General features: G+C 40.6%; 19 protein-coding genes. 8 read left to right on the top strand and 11 right to left on the bottom strand.

Translation table 11 applies throughout. The annotated features are described in order from the left end of the window. Positions 1–108: 108 nt before the first annotated feature. From L2748_RS11730 to L2748_RS11755, 6 genes are all read left to right on the top strand, one after another. Entirely contained in the window at positions 109–477 is a 369-nt protein-coding gene (locus tag L2748_RS11730; protein ID WP_220782721.1) for a YbaN family protein, read from the top strand. Positions 478–724: 247 nt separating this feature from the next. Continuing rightward, positions 725–1,276 carry an adenine phosphoribosyltransferase gene (gene apt, locus L2748_RS11735; protein WP_220782722.1) on the top strand — a complete coding sequence of 184 codons (552 nt, stop codon included), beginning with the start codon at positions 725–727 and terminating at the stop codon, positions 1,274–1,276. 199 nt (positions 1,277–1,475) lie between these two features. Next, positions 1,476–4,373, top strand: a complete 2,898-nt coding sequence (gene dnaX, locus L2748_RS11740) for a DNA polymerase III subunit gamma/tau (protein WP_220782723.1) — start codon at positions 1,476–1,478, stop codon at positions 4,371–4,373. A gap of 99 nt (positions 4,374–4,472) precedes the next feature. Further along, positions 4,473–4,802 (top strand): YbaB/EbfC family nucleoid-associated protein, encoded by a 330-nt coding sequence (locus L2748_RS11745; RefSeq protein ID WP_202719971.1) that lies wholly within the window; start codon positions 4,473–4,475, stop codon positions 4,800–4,802. A gap of 284 nt (positions 4,803–5,086) precedes the next feature. Continuing rightward, entirely contained in the window at positions 5,087–5,764 is a 678-nt protein-coding gene (locus L2748_RS24545) for a tetratricopeptide repeat protein (protein WP_220782724.1), read from the top strand. 2 nt (positions 5,765–5,766) lie between these two features. Then, a complete protein-coding gene (locus L2748_RS11755; protein WP_220782725.1) occupies positions 5,767–6,690 on the top strand; it encodes a hypothetical protein in 924 nt (307 codons plus the stop codon). Between the two features lie 136 nt (positions 6,691–6,826). On the opposite strand, the gene L2748_RS11760 is transcribed toward L2748_RS11755, so the two are convergent. The 4 genes from L2748_RS11760 to L2748_RS11775 form a co-directional block, all read right to left on the bottom strand. After that, positions 6,827–8,269, bottom strand: coding sequence for an OmpA family protein (locus L2748_RS11760; protein ID WP_220782726.1), 1,443 nt, complete (start codon positions 8,267–8,269; stop codon positions 6,827–6,829). Positions 8,270–8,326: 57 nt separating this feature from the next. Next, positions 8,327–10,147, bottom strand: a complete 1,821-nt coding sequence (locus tag L2748_RS11765) for a hypothetical protein (protein WP_220782727.1) — start codon at positions 10,145–10,147, stop codon at positions 8,327–8,329. Between the two features lie 125 nt (positions 10,148–10,272). Beyond that, positions 10,273–11,811: a hypothetical protein gene (locus L2748_RS11770; RefSeq protein ID WP_220782728.1), complete on the bottom strand. Its 1,539-nt coding sequence runs from the start codon at positions 11,809–11,811 to the stop codon at positions 10,273–10,275. Between the two features lie 186 nt (positions 11,812–11,997). Continuing rightward, positions 11,998–12,396, bottom strand: coding sequence for a hypothetical protein (locus tag L2748_RS11775; RefSeq protein ID WP_220782729.1), 399 nt, complete (start codon positions 12,394–12,396; stop codon positions 11,998–12,000). A gap of 716 nt (positions 12,397–13,112) precedes the next feature. Between L2748_RS11775 and L2748_RS24550 the strand changes: the two genes are divergently transcribed. Next, on the top strand, positions 13,113–14,744 hold the full coding sequence (locus L2748_RS24550) for a methyl-accepting chemotaxis protein (protein WP_220783140.1): 1,632 nt from the start codon (positions 13,113–13,115) through the stop codon (positions 14,742–14,744). 112 nt (positions 14,745–14,856) lie between these two features. Here the strand turns inward: L2748_RS24550 and L2748_RS11785 are convergent, their stop codons facing one another. From L2748_RS11785 to L2748_RS11795, 3 genes are all read right to left on the bottom strand, one after another. After that, positions 14,857–16,365 carry an OmpA family protein gene (locus L2748_RS11785; protein WP_220783141.1) on the bottom strand — a complete coding sequence of 503 codons (1,509 nt, stop codon included), beginning with the start codon at positions 16,363–16,365 and terminating at the stop codon, positions 14,857–14,859. 86 nt (positions 16,366–16,451) lie between these two features. Next, positions 16,452–16,916: a hypothetical protein gene (locus tag L2748_RS11790; RefSeq protein ID WP_220783142.1), complete on the bottom strand. Its 465-nt coding sequence runs from the start codon at positions 16,914–16,916 to the stop codon at positions 16,452–16,454. Between the two features lie 48 nt (positions 16,917–16,964). Further along, positions 16,965–19,022, bottom strand: coding sequence for an IPT/TIG domain-containing protein (locus L2748_RS11795; RefSeq protein ID WP_220783143.1), 2,058 nt, complete (start codon positions 19,020–19,022; stop codon positions 16,965–16,967). Between L2748_RS11795 and L2748_RS11800 the strand changes: the two genes are divergently transcribed. Continuing rightward, positions 18,994–19,236, top strand: coding sequence for a hypothetical protein (locus L2748_RS11800; RefSeq protein WP_220783144.1), 243 nt, complete (start codon positions 18,994–18,996; stop codon positions 19,234–19,236). The two genes, L2748_RS11795 and L2748_RS11800, sit on opposite strands and share 29 nt — an antisense overlap. Before the next feature lie 175 nt (positions 19,237–19,411). On the opposite strand, the gene L2748_RS11805 is transcribed toward L2748_RS11800, so the two are convergent. From L2748_RS11805 to L2748_RS11820, 4 genes are all read right to left on the bottom strand, one after another. Further along, a complete protein-coding gene (locus L2748_RS11805) occupies positions 19,412–20,443 on the bottom strand; it encodes a hypothetical protein (RefSeq protein ID WP_220783145.1) in 1,032 nt (343 codons plus the stop codon). A 76-nt stretch (positions 20,444–20,519) separates the two neighbouring features. Next, the gene (locus L2748_RS11810) at positions 20,520–20,978 is read right to left on the bottom strand and encodes a hypothetical protein (RefSeq protein WP_220783146.1); all 459 of its coding nucleotides are present in this window, start codon (positions 20,976–20,978) and stop codon (positions 20,520–20,522) included. 93 nt (positions 20,979–21,071) lie between these two features. Then, positions 21,072–22,382, bottom strand: coding sequence for a hypothetical protein (locus L2748_RS11815; RefSeq protein ID WP_220783147.1), 1,311 nt, complete (start codon positions 22,380–22,382; stop codon positions 21,072–21,074). A gap of 303 nt (positions 22,383–22,685) precedes the next feature. After that, on the bottom strand, positions 22,686–23,804 hold the full coding sequence (locus L2748_RS11820) for an IPT/TIG domain-containing protein (RefSeq protein WP_220783148.1): 1,119 nt from the start codon (positions 23,802–23,804) through the stop codon (positions 22,686–22,688). Between the last annotated feature and the right edge of the window lie 112 nt (positions 23,805–23,916).

Genomic DNA, 23,916 nt, shown 5'->3' on the forward strand with positions numbered 1-23,916 from the left:
AGTTTGTCTTGGTTAAAGGTGATGGGGTTAATTTAATCCGCCTTTAAGTCTAGCTTATGTATACTAGCCGCTCTTAATGAGTGGCTTTTTTGTTTTTAGGGTAAGTTAATGGCATTAAAACGTGGCTTTTTTCTAGTTATCGGCCTTTGTAGTCTTGGACTTGGGCTTTTAGGGATTGTGTTGCCAATCTTGCCTACAGTGCCGTTTATTTTACTTGCGGCCTATTGTTTTGCTCGGTCTAGCGACAGACTTTATCAATGGTTAATGAGTCATCCTTGGTTTGCTGATTCACTTCGAGATTGGCAAGCAAAAGGGGCTATTCGCAAGAGTTTAAAGAAAAAGGCTTATATCGTAAGTGGGCTTAGTTTTTTGGTTAGTATTGTTGTTGTGCCATTAATATGGGTAAAAATCTTGTTAGCTTGCATATGCACAGGATTATTTTTTTACCTTAAAAGCATTCCTGAACTGGAAGATTAATGATTTGCTGTAATCGGTCATAATGTTGAAAACAAGACACTATTTAGCCAGTTTATAGACAGACTTTGCGATAGCGAACAATAAAATGAAAAAATCGCAGAGACAGAGCCTACACTTCTGCAGTTACTTAGTTGCAACTCACAATAAAGCGGCTTAAGCTTTATGCCGATTTTTACACTTCGATGACAATCACAAGCTCAGCCATTGAGTTTGGGTCAGCAAATTAAATAAGATTAAGTAAAGAATTATGGTAATGAATACTGACAGCTTGGCACTAATAAAGAACAGCATTAAAACCATCCCTAACTACCCTAAAGAGGGGATTTTGTTTAGAGATGTGACTAGTTTATTAGAAGATCCACAAGCCTATAAACTCACCATTGGCCTTTTAGCTGAGCAATATAAAGACCAAGGTTTTACCAAAGTTGTCGGTACTGAAGCTCGCGGCTTTTTATTCGGTGCGCCACTTGCACTTGAATTAGGTATTGGTTTTGTACCAGTGCGCAAGCCAGGTAAGTTACCAAGAGAAACGATCTCTGAAAGTTATGAGCTTGAATACGGCCATGACGTGTTAGAGATCCATGTTGATGCAATCACGACTGATGATAAAGTACTGGTTATCGATGATTTGCTGGCAACGGGCGGCACTATCGAAGCAACTGTTAAGCTTATCCGTAAGCTTGGTGGCACTGTTAACGATGCAGCATTTGTTATTTCATTGCCAGACTTAGGTGGTGAAGAACGTCTAAAGGCAATGGATTTGAATCTATTAAGCCTTTGTGAGTTCGAAGGCGAATAAGCCTTTCAGCGGTGTAGTAAAATCCCTTTATTAAAGAATAAGCGATTTTGTTTACTCTTTAATCTTTAAAGGTGAATTTATCACCGTCAAATCGCTCCTCAGGCGCTTGAGATAGCATGTAAAAGCGTTGCATGCTATTGTTCAAAGATGTCGAGGAGCGTGCTCCCGAAACCGTATTAATGACACGTTGGGGAGTTCCATGTCATATCAGGTGTTGGCCAGAAAATGGCGCCCTGCCACATTTGAGCAAATGGTTGGCCAGTCGCATGTTTTACATGCCTTAACCAATGCGCTCACTCAGCAAAGATTACATCATGCTTATTTGTTTTCCGGTACTCGAGGTGTCGGTAAGACCAGTCTTGCCCGTCTTTTTGCTAAGGGCTTAAATTGCGAACAAGGTGTCACTGCAACGCCATGTGGGCAATGTTCTGCCTGTGTTGAAATTGCAGAAGGCCGTTTTGTCGATCTTATTGAAGTCGACGCCGCCTCAAGAACCAAAGTTGATGATACCCGTGAGCTACTCGACAATGTGCAGTATCGTCCGAGTCGTGGTCGATACAAGGTGTATCTTATCGATGAAGTCCACATGTTATCGCGTAGCAGTTTTAATGCTTTACTTAAAACGCTTGAAGAGCCGCCAGAGCATGTGAAGTTTCTATTGGCAACGACTGATCCACAGCGCTTACCGGTTACTGTGTTATCTCGTTGTCTGCAGTTTAACTTAAAAAGCTTAACTCAAGAGGAGATCACCACTCAGCTTGAGCATATCTTAACGCAAGAGCAGTTGAGCTATGAAAACACGGCGTTGTCACTGCTAGCGAAAGCGGCTAACGGCAGTATGCGTGATGCATTGAGCTTAACCGATCAAGCAATTGCTTTTGGTGCTGGCCAAGTCAAGCTAGAGCTTGTGCAAACGATGCTGGGTAGCATTGATGAAAAGCATGTTATTGCGTTACTCGAGGCGTTAACCAAAGCTGATATTATGAACCTGATGCAAGTGTCTGCTAAAGTGCTATCATTTGGCGCGGAGCCAGAAGAAGTACTGCGTAGCTTACTTGAACTGTTGCATCAAATTACCTTAACGCAATTTGCACCCGCTGCCGCTCAGATGTCACTTTATAGTGAGCAAATAAGTGCTTTTGCCCAACAACTATCAGCAGAACAAGTTCAACTTTATTACCAGTTATTATTAACGGGTCGTAAAGACTTGCCCCATGCACCGGATCCTAAATCGGGTCTTGAAATGGCACTGCTAAGAGCGGTGACTTTTGTTCCAGAAAAGCCTGTGACTCGTTGGGCTGTTGATAGCCAAGCAACGATTCAGATCCCCGATGTGAATCCCGAAGTCAATCCCGAAGCCAATAGTGTGCCCAACGCAGCTGCACCGGCTGAAAAAAAAACAGTTGAATCTGTAACACCTCGCTCGAAACCTGCCTTAACGGGGTTAAGTTCTCAAGCTAACGAGGCAGAGGCAAATCAGCAACAAGCTGAAGCGTTACAGGATGAGAAAGAACAAGCTGTTGATGAGCCATTAGATAGCTTAAATAGCGAAATGGCTGTGATAATGAGTCAAGCTGAGAGCCAAGGCTTTGAGCAAGCCCTGCCAGAACTCATCAGTGAATTAAGTTCAGAAGCACATACAGCGCTAAATCAGCAGCAAGAGCAAGAATCTAGTGAGAGCTCCAGCCCTGAGTTGGATATTAGTCATACAGACTCGGTGGCGTCAGCATCGAACCAAGTTGGCGTCGCAAGCGACAAATTAGCGTTAGAAGCTAATACAGTCGAGGGCACAGAGGCTGAATCTAGCCCAGCGATTGAAGCCAGCATTAAACAGCAGCCTGTTGCCTCCAATTATAGTGACGATAACTTTAATGACCACAGTGGCAGTCATAGCGGCACGATTAGCGATGACTCGAGCAATAGCGGCGATTACCAGCAACATTCGTATGCTAATGATGCCGATAATGAGCTGGCTTCTTATGCCGATTATGCTGGTGCTTATGGCGATGCTTTCGCAGCTACCGATCAAGATGATTATGGCTTTGGTCAAGAGACAAGCTATCAGCCCAATCAAACTCCAGCTCATCAGCAGGTAAGTGCACCAGAGCAAGCTGAAGCGCTAAGCAATACTTCACAAAGTTCAACTATCGATGCGGGAGATGATCTTCTCGACGCAGTTTTAGCTGCGAGAGCGACTTTACTTGAAGGGCTAGGAGAGGATGAGCCTAAGGAAGGGGCATCAAAAAAGTCATTAGAGGTTCGTAAGCCTTTTACGCCACCGGTGAGAAAAGAGCCTGTTAATACCAGTGATGATATTGAAAGCAGTGAACCGCTTTCGAATAAGTCAGAGGCGTCAGCTACAGCTCCTAAACAGATTGATAATGCTGAGACAGAGCAAGAGATCATTGATAGACCGCCATGGGAAGAGCCTCATGAACAAGATCCCTGTGCACGCTTTGATAGTGAATCAGATAGTGAATCAGATAGTGAAACATTAGTTGACAGCAAAGCGACTGCTAATGTATCCGCCGAGCAAGCTGATATCGATAGCGAACAGCCACAAAGCGTTAGCGGTTCATCTCCTGTTCAGGATATTGAGCTAAACTTACCTGCATTACCAAGCGGTGAGTTAACCGGTAACGACGTGGATTTAAAGTGGTACCGGTTTATGTCAGAGCTAGAGGTTGGCGGCCGTGTGAGGCAGCTTGCAGTTAACTCAGTTTGCCATCAATTTGAACAGCCATTGTCATTGCTATTAAAGCCAGATCAAAAGCATTTAGCAGCTGATATTGCGATTAAGCAGTTAGAAGAGGCGATGACTGAAACATTGGGCGAAGCTTGTAGTGTAAGTGTCACCGTTGGTGTTGATGCGCAGCGAGAAACGCCATTAGAGGTAAGACGCCGTTTTCATAAAGAAATTTTAACTCAGGCGCATCATGACTTAATGACAGATCATAATGTACGTTGGTTAACGCAGAATATGGGCGCTCAAATGACGCCTGACTCATTAACCTATACGCCAGAGTTACTCGTACAGAAAGGAAAATTGATTGAGTTAATCGATATTGCGAACTTTAAGCGGTTAACTGAGTCATAATTTTACAATTGAATTTCAGCTTTCATTGCTAATCACGGTGTTTTTAGTAAGATTAGCTCAGTTTATTTGATGTGATAAATAATAGAAGAGAATTAGAGTATGTTTGGAAAAGGCGGTATGGGCAACTTGATGAAGCAAGCCCAGATGATGCAAGACAAAATGGCTAAAGTGCAAGAAGAAATCGCACGTATGGAAGTCACTGGTGAAGCCGGTGCAGGCCTAGTAAAAGTGACCATGACTGGTTCTCACAGTGTACGTAAAGTTGATATCGACTCAAGCCTTCTTGAAGACGATAAAGAGATGCTAGAAGATCTTATCGCTGCTGCTTGCAATGATGCTGCACGTCGCGTTGAAGAGAACCAAAAAGAGAAAATGGCTGAAGTGACTGGCGGTATGCAACTACCACCAGGCATGAAGATGCCGTTCTAACTGATTTCCCAACGGTTTACTTCAGTCCTAGTTGGCTGATATAGCTGGCGGTAAATAATAAAGCCCAAGTTTATCTTGGGCTTTTCTGTTTCTGATTTCTATTCATTTTGGTAAAAGCGCTACAAATATAAATCTCAAGCTCTTACATGATTACATTCAATGCCTTGCGAGCTTAATGACCTTGTGTCAGACTGCAGCCGTTTTATGACTCACCTTTGCTACGCCTACTTGGCTGTGTAGTTTTAGTTGACCTTAATCAGTATTAACCTAAATGGATTGAAAGTGTGAAGCAAAAGCTTAAAGGGTTAGGATTATCCATCGCTATATTCATCGGCATTGTTCTTTTTGACTCTCTGTTTGGTACCCCGCCTATCGCACTGAGTGGCATTGAAAAATACAGTGATAAAGTATCGATTGAAGAAGCTCGAGAGTTAGGTTTTATTCTCTTTAACAATAAACAGTATCCCCAAGCGCGAGTATTTTTCGAACCTTCAGCAAAGCAAGGCGATATTGGTAGTCAACTAGCGCTGGCAACACTGTATTTCTACGATCTGACGACTCAAGACAATTATCAGCAAGCGTATCGCTGGTTTAGCCAAAACAGTGATAATGCTTTTGCGCAATATTATTTAAGTCTGTTATACCACTTTGGTCATTACGTCCCACAAAGCCCATTAAAGTCGCTCTTTTGGCTTGAAAAATCAGCAGCCCAGTCTTTCCCTGCCGCTCAACATAATTTGGCTGTTTACTATTTTAATCTAGGCGATTATCGAGAGTCCTACCTTTGGGCAATGTATGCGAGAGGGAATGACTTTTCGCAGTCAAGAAGTCTTGTTAAACAAGCTGGCGAACACTTACCGTTAGCTGAAAAAGCCAATGCTGACCAAACTTACAGAAACACTAAAGATAAGCATCGCTGGGACGATGAGCAAATCAGCGAACTGTTAGAACAGGTATTTTAATCATGAAGATAAGCTTACTGTCATTAGAGTTAGCGTCTGGTCAAACTCAACAGTTTGGTGGGGTTAGCAATAAGACGGGATTGAAGCAACGACTTAATGAGATCTTTGATAGTGTTGTCTTTGAAGAGCTTGCAGTTGATGCCAGTGGTGATGCACTTACGATGCCTATGCTGATTGTGCAGGCAAAGATTAAACAGGTTGAAATAACTTTTACTTACGACTTGCTCAGTAAAGAGGAAGGTTTATTGGCGTTGTATTACAGCAATGCTAAAAAAGGTAAACAGCGGCAAAAGGAATTTGGCTTTGTGAGTTTTGCCGAGCTAGAACAACATTTGCAGAGACTCTTGAGCGAGAGTGAGATTAATTTTGTTGAATATTATTTCCCTAAACAAACTAAAGTTAACCAAGCGATTAAATATGCTGGCATTGCTTATATTTGCGGGGCTTGTTTGGGTCTTGTGTCATTAGTCTTTTTTGCTGATTTGATTTGGCGAGATGATTTTTTTCAAAGCGCATTTATCGCTGCCGGCATGACTTACGCCATGACTTTACCGATATTGTTATTTAAGGCTTTGTCTCAAGAAGGAAGAGAGCAGGCTGCAATGGTGGGGCAAAGCATTAGTCGACAAGTCCTAGCGATATTAGTCGGTAATGTTATTTTGAGTTGCGCGATCATTTTAGGCGGTTGTCACTTACTGCATGAGATCACCGCAAAGCCACTGAATATGGATATTACTTTTACTGATAAACGACGAGATTATTGGGGCAAGAATTGCAAGGGCGGCGTTAATATAGCGCATTTTTCTGGCGCAATTTGCCTTGAAGATAGAGCTTATTGGAAGGTCATTAGCCCCGGTATGCACGCTACTGCTCAAGGTGAGTCTTCAGCTATTGCCTTTAATATAAAAGCGATAGAGCTTAAGTAATCGAGATGCGTTCTATATTGGGATTCATTAAGCTGACTGCTATGTATCTTAAATGATTAATTCTGCCTCGTGAGAGAGGCAGTAACAAAAGCTCAGGTCATTAACTTGAGCTTTTTCCAGTTTCTTTACTGTTAATTTATTTACTGTCTGAGCGTAGCACTAGCTCAACTCTACGATTAAGCTTTTGACCTGCTTCATTATTATTGTTTGCAACAGGAGCATACTCACCAACGCCCTTAGCCATTAATTGACTCTTAGGGATGTTGTGCACAGTGGTCAGCTTCTTAACTACAGCCTTTGCTCGTCTGTCTGATAAGCCTTGGTTATAGCTTTGCTTGCCTTGATCATCTGTATGCCCAATGACATAAAAGCGCTGTTTAGGCTGCGCTTTTAAGTAGGTTGCAACAACGTCAATAACGCTGTTCGCCTCAGCAAGCATTTCATCGCTATCAAACTTAAATAGCAGTCCATCTAACGCGACATGACCTGTTTGGGCGATTTTATCGGTAAGTCCCTCAAGATCGATACTGACTCTGTCATTAATCAGTTGGGTTTCTTCGACGATTTTAATTTCACCCCACAGTGCGCCTGGGAAACCTATGATGTAAGTCATTGCGTAAACATTACCCTCAGGGCGGGTTAACTGATAAAGACCGTAGAATTGATTTTCATCAAAGCCATTATGAGCTAAAGATTTTATGCGATTATGAATGTGGCGTGATTTACCACAAGCATTACCTTTACAGGAAAACGTTTGCGTAAAGCCAAGCTTTATTAACGCCGAATGATAATTAGCATTAACTTCATACTCAGAGTAAACACGTGGCAATCTGTAATTAATATCGGTAATTTTACCTTCTAGTTGCTTTATGATGTGCTGCCCCTTATTTACCGCAGTAAACACTGTTGTTTGACCAAAGTTATATTGCTCATAATCATGAATATAAGCGCCGGGTAAACGAGCCAGCATAGGGTGGTCGCTAGCGTTTTGAAAATCTTTATGCTGCAGATCTTTAAAGTCTTTCTGTTTAACTTCGCTACTTAAATAGTTTGGATTGACACTGACTAAATCGAGCGGTTCAGGAATCACTTCGATGATATCTAGTTGTAATGCCGCTTCTTTATGCCAGTTTGCTGAAAAAGCAGAGACATAAACCAGTTTTTTATCTAGTTGCACTTTTCCGGTAAACATTGCTGCTGCTTGACTCGGTATCGTGTTTAGTGGCTTTAGAGTCCGATAAAGCGTTTTTACATTACCACAGCTAGCATGAAGGCACTCAAATATTAACTCGCCGCCAATATCGTGAAATTGTTGTTTATAGCTATTAATAATATGGCTTGGTTCATAACTGATAGGGATTCTATAGCTAATGCGGCTTAACTTTCCTTTGACATTAAGCGTACTGGTTTTTGACTTTTTTATGCTTGAAACAAGTCCATACTCGGTGAAATGACGCTTGGATTGTTTATTAATTTTTGCTTCGTTAATCGGATTAAATAACGATTGCTCTGCAATTGCTTGGTTAGTCAGCATAAGCATTGTGGCAATAAAGATTGTCATCGGTTTGGCAATAGCCATTGTTTCTCTCCATGAAGAAGGGGAGCATTGCTCCCCTAAAATTAAACTCTCTAGGCGTTAAGGTTGTGTTGGTGAAAGCAGCGCTTTTATGTGTGCTAAAAAGTGCTGACTAAAACCATTAGTTTCACCGTCGTAACTGATTAGCAAGTGGTCGCTAAAGTCGTCAAAACTAGATGACTTATTAACATCTACCTCAATTAAAAATCCATCTTGGACTATATATTCCTGAAAAGTGGACAGGGATTGACCATTGGTTGGGTCTATGAGTTCGGAAATGCGGATTAATGGCGAGCCATTAGGGCTGGTATCGTGTTCCCAAATGAAAGTGCTATATTCACCAGCGGTGTAACTCACTTTGATTTCCCGTTTATCTTCATCGGTAATCACGTTATGAGGATAAAACACACTCCAGACGGTTCTCGCGATATCATCAGAGGTTAATGCATCTACAGATGCAGCAGGCATGACAAAGATTGATGCATTTGCAGCTTTGCACATTACATCGTCATCTTGTTTTATATAGTAGCGATAAACATATTCTGGCCAATCCACTTGATTGAATTTAAATGCAGCGGGCTGAGCGTTAATAATGGAAAGCCAGGTATCGCTGTTTGTATTATATTTTTCAAACTTTAATTTGGTTTGAACACTGGTACCAGAAGTGGAGAAGCTGATAGTGTTGTTGGTCGTTTCCCCATTGCTAGGGTAACTAGTATCTGAATCTTTCCAAGAGTTAGATTGATTATCCCAGCATAGCTCCTCACGTGAACTCATTGTGAGTTCATGTTCTTTGCCGATTAAGCCACCTTCATGCACATAGCCGACGATGAATTTTGTTGCCTCGCCATATTCGAGTGTAAATGTACTTAAACTACTCGGTGGATTTAAACTGAAGTCGTGGTTTACTCCATCATTAAATAGGTTGTCACGGAGAACTTGCCAGTCGTTGTCATTCATGATTTTCTCATCGAAAGGCGTTTCAATATACCCCTGTGCAATAAGACTATCGCTAACTATATACCTCACTTCAATTGGGTCATCTGCTAAGAACTCACTCATAGAAACTTGGTTTTCATCAGCCAGTGCTGTGATGGTAGGTCCGCTGAAAGTCAGTACTTTTTCAATCGCTAAAGTGGCATTGAGTTGGTCGCCTATCAGCGCTGCAACGTGCATATGTGTCTGATAGGTAGTGTTAAACTGTTCAGAGCTAGATAGAGTTGGCGTCACTTGGTATGCAATGTTTGAATCTGGAGCGTATAACCCATCAATTAACCAGCTGAGTTGCAAGCGCAAATCTGCTATTTCAATTTCGCTTAAGTCTTGCGCGAGCATTTGTTCATATCGCTTAAAATCGATATGAGTTAATGCGTTAATTGCACCCTGGTGGTCGCTTAATGCAACGAGTTTGGCATTGCCATCATTAAAAATGTCAGTACGATTTGAATGTTTGCCATCAACCTTGGCTAGGTTTAGTTTATTTGTTTTAAATGAACGAGATAGCATCTTTGGCTGCGAGACATTGCTACGTGTGGTATCAATCCAGTTTGCAACAAGGTAGTAATTAGGTGTCTCTACTTCGCTGTTCCAGTCAATTTGGTAGCGGCCATCATTATCGGTTGTTGAGGTGGGTTCATCTGTATCGCAAAGGGTATTTGTATTGAGGTCGACACAAATATCTGCGCCAGCAATTGCGCCCTCAAAAGCAAGAACACCTTGTACTTGATGGTTATATTCAGTTGGATCAGGTGTACCTGTTACTGGCGGTGTGACTTCAGGTTGAGGTTCAACTGGAGGTGTAACGTCTTCTGAGTCTGAACCGCCACAAGCGATTAATAAACTGGAAGAAAGTAAAACGAGTCCTAATTTTTTGACAAACATATTTGTTTCCTTACAAATAGAAAGCTCTGTAGTGTTGAGTTATTAATTATCCAAATTGAGTATTTTTATACAATTATCCTAAAGGATGGTTGAGCTTAATAAAATGACTAAGAGTGTTGAAATCTTTAGTTAACGCCAACCTGTTCACTTGTGCAGTCAGTCATAACCATGACTGACTTAGCGCCACTATCAACTTGTGCCATCGTTTTTACGAGTTCACTCGGCTCTTGACCCTTGTATATAACGGCAACATTATTATGCTCAGTTAATTTGGCGAGTCTGCTACATTCAGCTAAGTCATTTATACTAATTGCACTAGAGCGTGTGTTAGCGAGTGCTAGCCAGTCATCACTAATGACCTTGCTGGTGGTGAGCGAACCGGTATATTGGTTTAAGCCATTAAGAGACTTCACATTGACAGTATCTAAAACCAACATGTTTAAGGAAGATAAACTGGCTAAAGGGGCTAGCGTGGATATTGTGCCGCCTTTAAAGCTTAATAGTTCAAGGTTATTGAAAGGCGCTAAATCATCAAGTTTAATCATGTCTCTAGTACTAAAAGTACAATTGAGCTGTGAGAGTTGATTGCTATAGTTTATCTGGAACATAGCTGCCATGTCTTTGACACATTTAGCTAGGGTTTCATCTCTAAAAACAATGTTGTGAATTGATTGAGTTCCTAGGCGAGTCACTGTGATATCTATATCGACGATATCTGTATCAGTTTCAATCCTGCCTTTTATATTTGCTTCATAGGGCAGGCTTTGGTCTATTAAAGCAAAGGCTGGTAAGCGCAGTGTTAAGTCTTGGTTTATTGATAATCCATTAGATAAGCTTAGATCATTAAGTTGTGCAATATTATCAAGGTACAGGTAAGTAAGATCGTTGATGCTTGTTGTTAGATCGGCTTTTAACTCAACTGTTTTTACAATATTATCCCGATATTTTTCAGGTGAATTCTCGCTACTTTCTATACTTTTCTGAGTCATATTCGGCTCGAGAACATCACCTTTGCCCACCAGGGCATGTTGTCCCAGTAAATCATGAAGCCGTTGCAGGTCTTGAGCAAGCGGGCCTATTGCATCATTGATAAAACAAAGCTGGAATAACTCAAACTGATTGACGACCATTGAGACGCGAGCCTGATTGATCACAATGTTCATCAGCGCTTCAAATGCCTCAGCTTCACTTTGAGTGGATGTGAGCGTTGAAATGCTATCAACGTACTCTTTCAGTTCGTCAATAGTGCGTTGAAATTGCTGAATTTGTTGAGGCTGATAACAGCTTGATTGATGACTAATAGAGTTGATAAAGCTTTTGTAGTAACTAAGATATCGCGAGGCTAAAACTAGCATTCGCGACGCATTTTCTTCTAAATCAGCGATGTTAGTACTTTTTATGGCAGATAGAGCGCTTTCTGTTTGCTCTAATTTGTCACCTAGCTCTTGAATTTGTTCTATATGTTGCTGATTTAATTTATGAGATTCATTGAGTATCGGCTTGGTATTTTTTTGAAAGGTACTAATCGCGTTTTGCGTATCTTGTAAGTCTGCCGAAATGACTTTATCACTCGCATTGGCTTTTGATGTAATGACGGTGCTTACGAAAGGTATCCACAGCAATATAAATAATATTTTAAAGGGACTTATCGATTGCTTATTCAAGGAGAGGGTCCTTTCTCATTCACGCCATGTTTCCAGCAGAGGTTGGCGGTACTATTTATGCTGTTTTTAAATATAGGCTTTGCTAAGCCTGTGCTAAAGCTAAGTACTTGTTGAAGACGCTAGAGTATCAAGTTGGCAAAACAGAGGTACTGTAATACCTCTGTTTTGTCATAGAACACTAGAAATCTAGAAGTAAAGGTGTTCCACAAGTTCATTATTTACATAAAGTTCGCACTTGTCTGCAGTCGAACTAGTAGATGATTGTACTAAGCCCGCTATCGCACCAAATGCACCACCTTGATTGCCTAAAACCGAACCAAAATAGCAATGACTTCTTACGTCAATCTCTTTATATTTTGCTTTCAGGTTTTGTGTTGGTGTATACGGCGGAAACTTGCCTTGCATAATAGGGTCGTTATTAACACTCAGAATTAAGATGTTTTTCTCATCGTCAAAACTGCCATTAAATTTCAGCGTTACACCGTCAACGTCGACAACTTTTTCTTGCGCGACGCGTGGTGGTTTAGCTGCACAGCCAGCAACGACAGCCACAAGTGTCAGTGCTAAAAGAGTGTTAAGTTTCATTGATATACTCCATTAAGTAAAATTCAATCTTCCTGATGTGAAAGGGTTGTAGATTTAGAGCGAAACTTTAACGTAATCTTGAGTTTGAGGGTATTATCTTTAGGGATGTGTTTTTTAACTTGGATGCACCCTTTAGGGTGGGGTTCTTTAGAGGGTGGAATGCTAATTAAGACGCCCCTACTTTGCTTTGTTTAATGGTCCCCGCGAAAGTTTGCTTTAATTAACTAGAATCCATTTACTGAAAGTTAATCTTCTGATTGTTAATGCTTATTCTATTCCAATATTTATTTTACTTTGTAAATAAATGGCTTTTAGAGAAGACATTCCTTTCAATATGATATTTACACGCTCATTTATTTTTATTGTAAGAATAATAAGAATGAACATTTAATATTTTAAAAAGCAGTTATTCTTTGCAATAAATAGCTTTATTTAATAAATGTCATTTTAAAATTATAAGCAATTATCAATGGGTTGACTGTTTTTTAGTCTTGCCTCTTAGTAACTGTTAATACTAATTAATAGCAAGCTAATTTGTGAGCTTTATTAATGACCATGAGTACTTGTTGTTTATTTGCAAAATGTGAAGCGTGACTATTATTTAGTATAACTTCATGCAGTACCTTTCACTTCATGATATATAACACCACTTAATCGCAATTAGCTAGTTAGTTCAGCTGCGCATAAGTATTTTTATGTCATAAAAGGTTATTAAAGTGAACTTTAAAGATTTTTCGATTCGTAAAAAAATAGCGATTGTTTTTATCGCTATTGCACTAGCCGTTTCCTTACAAATTGCTTTCATGATAAAGCAAACCGATCACGTTAAAACAGCGCTGTTTACTTTTACTGATACGACAGTACCGAGTGTGTTATTGGTAAAAGAGATGCAAATAAATATAGAAGAGATCCGTCGCGATCAGTATGCGCTTGCAGCGAATTCAACCCATGAGCTTGTACCTATTTGGCATCAGAATATCGCCAGCTTTGAAAAAGAGATTAATACTTACTTAGGCGAGTATCGACAAGGGCTTTGGGATGATAGAGATCGCATTGCATTCGCTGAGCTTGAAAAGCAGTGGACTGCTTACCGTCAGCAGGTGCAGCTTTTTCGCCAAGCGATGAATGAGGGGCGAGTATCTGATGCCAATCATATTGTTGTTGAGGGCTACGCAGATTACCAAAATACCTTTAAAGCGATGTCGGCACTTGCAACGTTAAACCAAACCTACATTAATGAGGATAAGCAATTTGCTCATGAACGAGTAAGCTTTGCAATGTTTGTTAGCTTTGCGGGTTTGGCTGGCGTTATCGGGTTTATGATCTTCGTGTGGTTTATCTTAAGTAAGCAGTTATGTGACCCTCTCCGTCGTGTTATGGCGCTTGCCGAACATATTGCCGATGGCGATCTAATACAGCAACTGGATCGCAGTAAAATGGGTAATGATGAATTCGGTCAACTTGCCGATACATGCCAGAGAATGCAACAGAGGTTGCAATTGATGGTGGAGCAAATTGCGAGTGCTGCAACTCAGTTAGCCGCTTCAATAGAAGAAGTCAGTACCGTCTCAGAGCAAACCTCCAGAGGCATGCAAGATCAAGAAAGCCAATTGACTATGGTCGCTACAGCCATGAGTCAGCTACAGGCAACGGTTAACGAGGTGGCGTGCAATACCGAAGATGCGTCATGTGCAGCAAATAGCGTTAGTGCGAATGCTAGGCAAGGCACTGCAAATGTGACTCAAGCCGCAAGCCAAATTTCAGTCGCTCAAACAGTGATCGAAGATGCAGGAAGCATGGTGGCGCAATTAGAAAAAGATACGAGTGATATTAGTATGGTCGTTGATGTGATTAAGAGCATTGCTGAGCAAACTAATTTATTAGCGTTAAATGCTGCAATTGAAGCGGCAAGAGCCGGCGAGCAGGGACGTGGCTTTGCGGTAGTTGCGGACGAAGTTAGAACGCTTGCAGGACGAACACAAAGCTCAACCGAAGAAATTGTAACGATTATTGCGCAACTGCAGGAACGGGCAAAAAGAGCGGTTGAGGCAACAAATCAAAGCTGCGAGATGATAACCACTTGCAGTGAACAAGCCTCTTCAACAGGTCAAACTATCGATGAAATTGGTGTTTCAATTGATAATATCGCCAATATGAATATTCAAATAGCCAGTGCATGTAGTGAACAAAGTTCAGTTACTGAAGAGCTGCAGCGCAATGTTGATAATATACATCAATCTTCTATTGAGGTTGCTGCGGGCTCGAATCAAACTGCTCAAGCTTGCATGGAACTAAGTCAATTAGCTGTCAATCTTCAAGAGATTATTCGTCAATTTAAGGTCGCTTAGCCTGAGGAATAATTAAGTTTCAACTCTAATAGATAAGCCCGTTGATTGTGAACGGGCTTATTATACCAATCAGTTTAAAGCAAGCAGAGTGATGGGTGACTAATACAAGTGATTAACGCAAAACAAGTTCAACCCGTCTATTTTCAGCTTTATTTGCGTCATTACTATTAGCTGAACGAGGTGAAACAGGGCCTATACCTACTGCAATTAGGCGCTTTTTATCTACATTTAAAGCAACTAACTCTTCAATCACACTTTGCGCTCGAGCCTTAGATAATTGGCTGTTAACCTCATAGCTACCCACACTATCAGTATGGCCTACAACATAAAAATCTTGTTTAGAGTGCAAAGCTAAGTAGGTTTTAATCGCGGTTAATGATGCTGTCGACGAGGGCAATAGTTGCGCTTTATTAAACGCGAAATTCAGACCATGCAGTACCACTTTACCGTTTTGAGTGATTTCATTGTTTAGGTATTCAGGATCAATACTCACCTTTGTCGTATCTATTTCACTTTTCTCAACGATATCGACAACGATTTTGTTGCTGTCGTTAGACGATTTGGCACCATCTATCACTACCATTAAATAGATAACTTGATTTGAGTGGCTGAGTTTAGCACTAATAAACCTAAAGTCTGAGTCAGGGTAATTTGCCGCTCTTATTGGCCTAAATCGAGACTGATTGGCTTTGGAGTCGTATAGGTTGTCGAGTAAACGACTACCACAAGCTGCCATGCTGCAGCTAAATAGCACTTCAAAGTTAGCAGCCTTTAAGGCCGTTAAATAATTTTGGTAGATCTGCAGTGTCGATTGCGAATTAGTGAGTTCATAGCCAATGGTCGTGCCTTTGCCTTCAACCTCAATGGTTGGTTGATTATCGTTATTAACCATTCCAGTCGCGATAACGACCTTTTCAAATTCTCGTTGTTGGTAATTGGTAATGTAAGCCCCTTGATAGCGGCTAAGCAGGGGGTGGTCTTTACTGCCTTCTAAATCATCTTGACTCGTGGTGAGACTTGTTTGGATATGCCCAATGGGAGCGCTAATATTCACCGAGACTTGGTCCAAAAGTAACGCCTCTGGTTCAATAATGGTTTGTTCAACGTTAATAATACCATCCCAGCCATTAGTAATAATCCATTGATAATAAGCATCGCCTTTGTCTGTAACACGCTTGGCTACTAAGAAGCGGGTATCATCGTCATTATCATCTGCGACTAGACTGTTTATATTTGCCCAGCTACGCCAGTAGAAGGATAAGGGTTCGTATCCGCATAAGGTGTCAATGCAATCGATAAGCACTTCTGCGCCTAGTTTATTGGCAACCTGTTTATAGTTAAGACCAACTTCAAGGGTAGAGCGGTTGTTATCGATCTCATACCCGTAGGTGCTTACTTTGCCTATAACTTCAATTAATTGTGTGTCTTTTGTTTTTTTGACAACACTAATAGGCACAGCAACTTTTTGGTAATGAATAACAGCGCTATTTTTTAAAGTTGCCCCTTGATAACGTGAAACCGCGGGATGATCGGCAGCGGTTGCCGCATAGGACACTTGTCCGTTAATCACTGCAATCGATACGGCAAAAAACACCACGACTTTTAAAATCTTGTAATACATATTTACGTCCTTGTGATGTGAGCATTAAGCGGTTGCTTACTCTAAAGCAGCGTAATAATCACATATTTATCTTTCGCTGGAGAGCACTAAAAATCGCTAAAGTGTGCCGGGTCTTGGGCAATGCACCAGTCCCAAGCGGCTTGCGTCACCGGTGACTCATCACTGGTTTTGTTACCATCCGCCATATCGGCCATCTCAAAGGCCAAGTCCATGATTTTTTGGTTAATCACATCGCTAAAGTCACCGAAATCCACCGGGTGAAAATGACGGATCATTTCACGAGCAAAGTCAGCAGTGTTGAGTTGAACGCCTAATGCCGCTCTATCGGTAGCGGGTGCCATTCTAGAGCATTCATCCCACTGGACTTTCTTGTTGTAAATCAATTTATCCCTATTGGACTCCAATTGTTCTCGATAAATATTGCTGTCGAAATCCCAAGGCTTTAACTTGGTTTCGGCTGCGTAGCTCTCAGTTGTATAAATGCTCGTGCTCAATAATGTTGTCAGCACCAATATGCTGGTTTGCCATGGTGATTTTATATTGCGTGACATGATTAAATTCCTTTTTAGTGTAAAGCAGACAGGGCTGACGTTTTTAGCTTAACGAGTTAACTTCTCTGTTTTGAGTAATTCGTCATGAATGAGAGTTTGATATTTATCAAATAATCGATCTCGATTTTGCGACTTATTTCTGAAGTCATAAAAAGCAAAATTTTCAGACACAAGCAGCTCCGCTTCACGAAGAAATTGCTCGTAAGCGTCAGTGGCGGTGATTAACTCAACGATACCAGCTGTGTCATAGCCATCTTGCCTATAGCGCCAACCAAGATGTAATACCAAACCTGTTAGAGCGGTGGTGTTATCGTTAAACTCAATAACCTTGTCATTGATATATCTGATTGCGCTAAAATAGGGTACCAGCTCGCCTTGTTGGTTAAGCGTATAAGTAAAAATGGGTTCGGCCTTGTCATCGAGTTTGTTGGTTTGGAATGTATCACCAGAGACAGGTTTAGCCATTTTTGCGTAGTAAACACTGCCGATAGCGTCAATGGATAATGGATTTAGTTGGGTAACATCAATTTTAAGACGTTGCTGCACAGCAAAGTTAATATAATTACTTCTACCATAGGTGTTGCCGACAGAGTAACTGCCACTGTTAGTATTGTCTGGAACCGTAATAGCCACTTGTTGTGGATTGATCAACTGCGTTGTAATGGGCTCCTTATTGATATAGACCACGGTGTTTTTATCAAAGTTGTCTCCAAGTAAACGAATCTCGTCACCTGCAGCCATAGCATTTGGGTTTGATTTTTTGAGCAAAGGTAACCCGGCTGCGCCAACTTCAATAAAATAAGGTTCAGACTTCGAGTGACCAATTACCATGGTGACTTCGCCCTGACCGGTGACTATTGGCATGTCAAATTGTAAATAGGATTTGTCATCATCACGAACTGTAGATTTAGGGAAGACGTTATAGACTTTACCTTGTAGCGCTATAATTAATAACGGGGTTTCAGCTTGAGCGGGAAATCCTTCCAGGGTTAATTCGAATCTGTCTCCAGACCGTAAAAAGAATTGGATTTTACTATCATCATATACAGTGGATAGTTGGCTGATGTTTAACTCACCGAGTTGTGACGAAAACAAGGTATTGGCGGGTTTCAATCGTTCTTTATCATTGATATCGAAGATATTGTCGTTATCATCATCGAGATCAAGGTGGTCGATGATGCCGTCCTTATCAAAGTCATTTGGCTGTGCAGGTGAGCCGCTTTCTATATCATCTTTAATCCCGTTGCCATCAGCATCGAGATCTAAAAAGTTGAGTAAGGAGTCATTATCTAGGTTCTTACTACCTTCTAATTTGTCGCTAAAGTTATCGCCATCAGAGTCTTCATCCAACCAATTCGGAAGCGTATCATTATCTAAATCAATGCTGCCATTTTCAGTAGCAAAGATATACTCGAGACCATCGAGAATGTCATCATTATCCATATCATTTTCAATTAAATCAGATCCGAGTGCTCGCTCTTGCATATCGTCAAATGAATCTACATCTTCATCAGAGAAAAAAACCATTTCATAAGAAAGGTCTGAGCCGCCAGCAAAGTTTTCATCAATAACACTTAGTTGATAAGTGCCAGGATCATAAATAGGGAAATTGACAACATAAACATTTGGTTCGCTGTATTTATATAAAAATATGGCATTAATTACGAGACCATCTTCGTTTGAAACATATACCTGAGGCTGAAAACGTGGTGAAGAGGATTTAAAATATGCAGTCATGGATTGACGTTTATCGACAACAAATTTAAATAAATCCCCTTTATCAAATTCAGAATCAATGACCCCCTGAACTTTAACGCCTACATCTACAGTAATGGGAGTTGCTATTGAAGGGTTATCATTCGGTTCAACCTCTATAAATGTTTTATATTTGTTTCTGTTGGCATCAAATGGGTAGTCATCCAGCTCATCAGGGATGCCATCGTCATCTTCATCCTTATTTTCCCAAGTCCCTAGGGGTAAATTGCCATTCGCTAATGCTTTACTTTTTGCTGCGGACTTTGATGTTGAAGAATGCTCGGTATTGGCAAATTCATTGTGTAATGGTTGATTATTGTTAGTGACTTTAGAGGCAGCAGGCTTTGCCATTGTCAGACTACTAGATCCTGAAGAACTAGGTACTAAAGGAATGGGTACTGAAGGATTAGATATTGGAGAATTAGACACTGATGAGCTTTGCTCTGGGCTGCAACCAGTATTGATAACACTTAGTACCAGTAAAGCAGCCCAAGTTCGTTTAGGTTTGAGCGTTAGTAATTCCATTACCATTGTAGTTATTCCTTATTTTAACGTATCTGAATGATACTTTAGGCAATGATTTAATATGCTTAGGCAGATTAATATCGTCGGAGATTAACACCTTAAATAAGCAACATTTGGGCGTTTTTTCTTATCAATGTGTTGTGTTGTTGTGTTGGTGTATCAATTTTACCTAAGCATTTAGCTATCGAGTATTATCCTTAAGGCTGTATTAAGTATTATTTGTTTAAAAATGGCAGTAGCCAGCTGTGTATGGCATAACTGTATTTAGTGGGGATTCTACAGGCTAAGGTTTCAGAGCCTTGCTTGGTCATAATAAAGGTCATTTTGGCAATATTGGCTACGCCAATCACATCAGCTAGCGGGTAGCGTTTTTCACCAAAGGGGAGGTGCTTTACTGTTAAAGTCTCATTATTGATGATTAGCCGGGTTGCACTTTTATTATGTGTAGGCAGCCAGAGGGTAAAACCTACGAGTAAGGCAGAGAGCGCGTACTGCACTGGCATTGGAATATATGGGGTAAATAGGCCATCACTAAAAAATAAGATAAAAGTCACAGTGGCGACAGACCAGCCAATATAGCCAAGTGACATGATCCAATATTTGGCAATGTCTAACGGACTGCCGCCAATGGTTAGCGTTTGAAAAGCTGTTTCGCGCACCTTACTATCATTCGGCAATGGTGTTTTCTGGTGGTTGTTGAGCAGTCCCTGCGAGCTAAACGTTTGCCTTTTATGTTGCACCAATAATGCGATATCAGCATCAAAGTGCTGCTCAATAAACAGTACAATATTAAGCATGGTTGAGAAGTTACTAATTGATAAATTCCATTCAGGATAGCTATAAAATTTAAGATTATAGTGGTGCCGCACCGGCTCTTTAGGGTCGAAAAATGCGTCAAGCTCATTGCTTGTATCGCCTGTCATTTCAACTAAAGACAAATTATGATTTGTGATGACCTCTTTGTTGGTGGTGAGCCCAAACCAAGATTTAGATTTAACGATCTCTTTATTTATTGCGTCAATAACCAGCCGATTAGACTTAAAAGCGGGGAAGAAAAAGCAGCTGCCGACTAGCGCAATAATAACTGGCAGAAATAGTTCACCCGTATCTTGATAGCCAAACCAAGCAAAATAGGTTAGCCCAGCCCCTAACACCACTAATACAATTCCAAAAATGAAATCGATGATGCCACCAGTATCTTGTAGCACAATACGGTTGTCATTCTGCTTTAAAATTTTATAGCTCATTACATCCCTTTAGGCTCTTTTTGTCATTTAACAATAAAGCCCTATTAATAATGAATAAGGCTTTTAATTACATCAGTTAAGGCTTTTTACCAAAATACCAACGGCCATCCTCATGGCGTTTGAAGTAACAGGAGGACCCTCTTTTATGTAACATAACACCTGCTTGGTACCAGATTTCAATACTTTTTGTTTTAAGCCCTTTATACTCTGAGTGCTTAATATTATCTTTCATCTCGAAAAAATCATACTCAGTTAATGGCTCAGCCCCAAAGCGTTTCAAATGTCCCTCAGTCCAATCTAGTTCAAGCATTGACTCCATTTTTTTCATTGATTTTGGCAATAAGTGAAAAAATAACTCAGGATCATTTTTCAGATAACTATTGACCATATAGTCTTTGCAGACAGCTTTTAGGTTTTCATCAGAGCCGTCATTAAGCCCAGCGTAACGCTCTAGGGCGGAAGCTGAAAGACTGATTAGCATTATGCTAGTGGCGGCGATTAATTTAGGAATAAGCTCCATTTTATTGAACTCCATTTTTGTTGCATATCCTTATATTATTTACGCTTTACCTTGAGGTATTATTTTAATCAAGCTGAAAGCCGTCGTTATTGCGTTATATATTGCTGTTTAGCGGGTGATAAAGCGGTCGAGCTTCCAACTGTTATTCTCAAAAAGCCACTGAATTTCTAGATTTTCGTCTAGGGCAATTAAGCTTAATTGCTTGCCAGTTAGACTGACGTTATTAGCACTCACTTCCGCGAGCAGGGCATTGTAAGCAGCCTTGTCTTTATCGCTGCTATTCATCGAAACATATCGCATAGCTTTACTGTATTTTTTAATTGAGGCGGCGATATATGACGCTAAACTATCGTCTTTTTGTTGTATTTTTTGCGTAAAATCAGCGCGAAAACCTGCTGAAAACATAGCTAACTGCTCTGGGGTAGCACTTGGGATAGTGTGTAGTAAACGAAACCAATTGACCGGAAGGGCGGCAATATTTTTTGGAGATGGGTCGTTGAGAGCGCCTTTTGATATCTTAATATTATCTAACTTATGGCTCAGTTGGTTTGTGGTTTCGTGTGCCGACTCTATCTCGGTGACAAACTGTATTATGCTTGGATCCGTTGAGGCTTTTAACGGCTTAACTAAAGCACTGATATGCTGGTTTAGCTCGTAAGTCGTTTGGAAGCCTTTGGCTGTTTTATTTAGCTCAGAAAAAGTGTGCTTTGATATCCGGTTAACTTTGGATAGTAGCGTGGTTCGCTGTTGCTGACTGTAATGCGCTGTATTGTCTGTTAAAGCACGCATAAAGGCTTTATTTGGCACTAAAACATTTAACCACTGCTTGCTAATATCTCGGGTCGCGGGTGGCTTGCTTTGTACTTGGCCTATAATAGGCGGGGTAAGGTAAGCGGCTTCTGCATTTGCGATGCTGATGTTGCGTACTTTATTGCCAAACACCGTGCGCAGAGCTGCGTAATGATTATAGCTTAGGTAATTAGGTTGTTGTTCGATAAGCAGGGCGAGCTCTTCACCCATTTGTTTGTTTTTGACCTTGGCTGCGACATTGCTGTATTGCGTCAAATCACACCCGGCACAAAAGCGATAGGCGAGTGTATGGTTATGGCTAAATATCGCTTTAGATTGTTTAGGGAATAATCGAGTTTCAAAGCTTAGCTGCTCTGTGCCATTGTCCATATAGAGCAAACTTAAGTCGGCATTTCTATCTTCAGGGCATTGGGCAACATTAAGCTTAACGGATTGAAAAGGCGTTAGTGCGCCAACATCGTGGGTTTCAAACGTCATTTTGTAACTGTAGTTAAGCTTATACTCTGTATTTGGCGAAAGCTGCTCTTGTACTTCAAATTCTATTTGGCAATTTGCCATAGCCGTTGTTGGAACTATGCCTAACAATATGAATAAAGTGGTAAATTTCATTTCTCTCTTTCCTTGAGTTGATTGCCTGCGAATACAATTTAATAGGCTATTTAATAACGCTGGCATATACCTGCTGCAATTTGTAAGCTGTAACCAAAACAGATTACTCTATCCGTTTAGGTTGACGCTTACAGGCTTTAGCATCTATATCGTTTTTGTAAACTTTCGTAATTCCCCAAAAAATTCATTTTGCGAGTTTTCAGCTTCAAAACTGAAAAAGTAAATGTCGTCTACCAGTTTTTTATGAATATAATCATACAATAAAGAGTAGTTTGCGTTAGCTTTCATTGAGTCTATGGTTAATTATGGCGAACCAAATGTTAGCCATGCAAACAAAGTTGAATCTAAAGAAACAGTTTGAACTCCCTTACCTTGAATAGGCAGAGCGTACAACCTTATGTAGTCGTTGTTGTTCTTTATATATAAAGTCAAAATTGGATCGTTTAGCGCTGGTAGGTCAACGGTGGTAATACCAGATGTATTAAATACCTGCTTATCGCTATTCGCATCATCGTAATACAAGTGTTGATACTGACTGGCGATGGCGCTTGGTACTGACAGTTGCACTGAATACTCATTCTTTATTTTCAGTTGTTGGCTGTTGCCCTTTCCCCAACCATTTTGTAGTTGAATTGAAAACTGTGTTGCATCTTCTAGTATTTTAAATTCGATTCTTCGGCTACTTGTAAAGTGACTTGCTGGAACGTTTTGCTCACCAAACCAAGCACTGGTGTTGTTATTAAAGTTCCAGCCTTTTACCGTAATGATTTCGCCTTTTGTGTAAGTGCGGTTATCAAACTCTGTAATGAAAGGTGCATGGGGACTAAGCAACTCAAAGGTACTTGTATTTGTGCGAGTATCTAGCGAGGAATAGACAAAAACACTACTGCTTAGCTTTGCCACTTGGGGGCTACTTAGCTGCGGAATTTTTAGTTGTAGTTTACCGCGACTATCGCTAATTGCTTTTGCATTAAATAGCTCATCACCAATACGTAATACAAGAGTGTACTCAGTATTGGCGTCAAATGTGCCAGACACTGAAATGGATTTGCCTTGTATTGATTGCTGTGAAAGCTGCGTTTGCTCGCTTAAAATAGTATTTACGCCATATATTTTTAAATTGCTTGAATGAGAATTTGGTGTATTAACAGCAATGAGGCGATAGCCATCGTAGATATCAAAGACATCATCAGCATCATCATCTAAATCAATATAATCTGGCGTGCCATCAACATCTGTATCTAATGGTGTGTTGATACTGACAGACTCAACCGTATCAGAAATATTATTGCCATCACTATCAATATCAACAAAATTACTTAGGCTATCGTTATCAACATCGTGAAAGGATTCAACCCTATCAGGCAAGCCATCGCCATCTGAGTCATCATCTAAAAAGTTGGCTATGCCGTAAGCGATCAATATAGGACGGTCTTGTCAGATTCTAATAAGTCTGCATTAGATCTGAGGTAAGCGGGTTGTCCGCAAACTTAGCCTTCCACGCTCGTGGTGTGAGGTCTTCAACCTGCGATGC

Source organism: Shewanella sairae (genome assembly GCF_023283535.1).
GTDB classification, from domain to species: Bacteria; Pseudomonadota; Gammaproteobacteria; order Enterobacterales; family Shewanellaceae; genus Shewanella; species Shewanella sairae.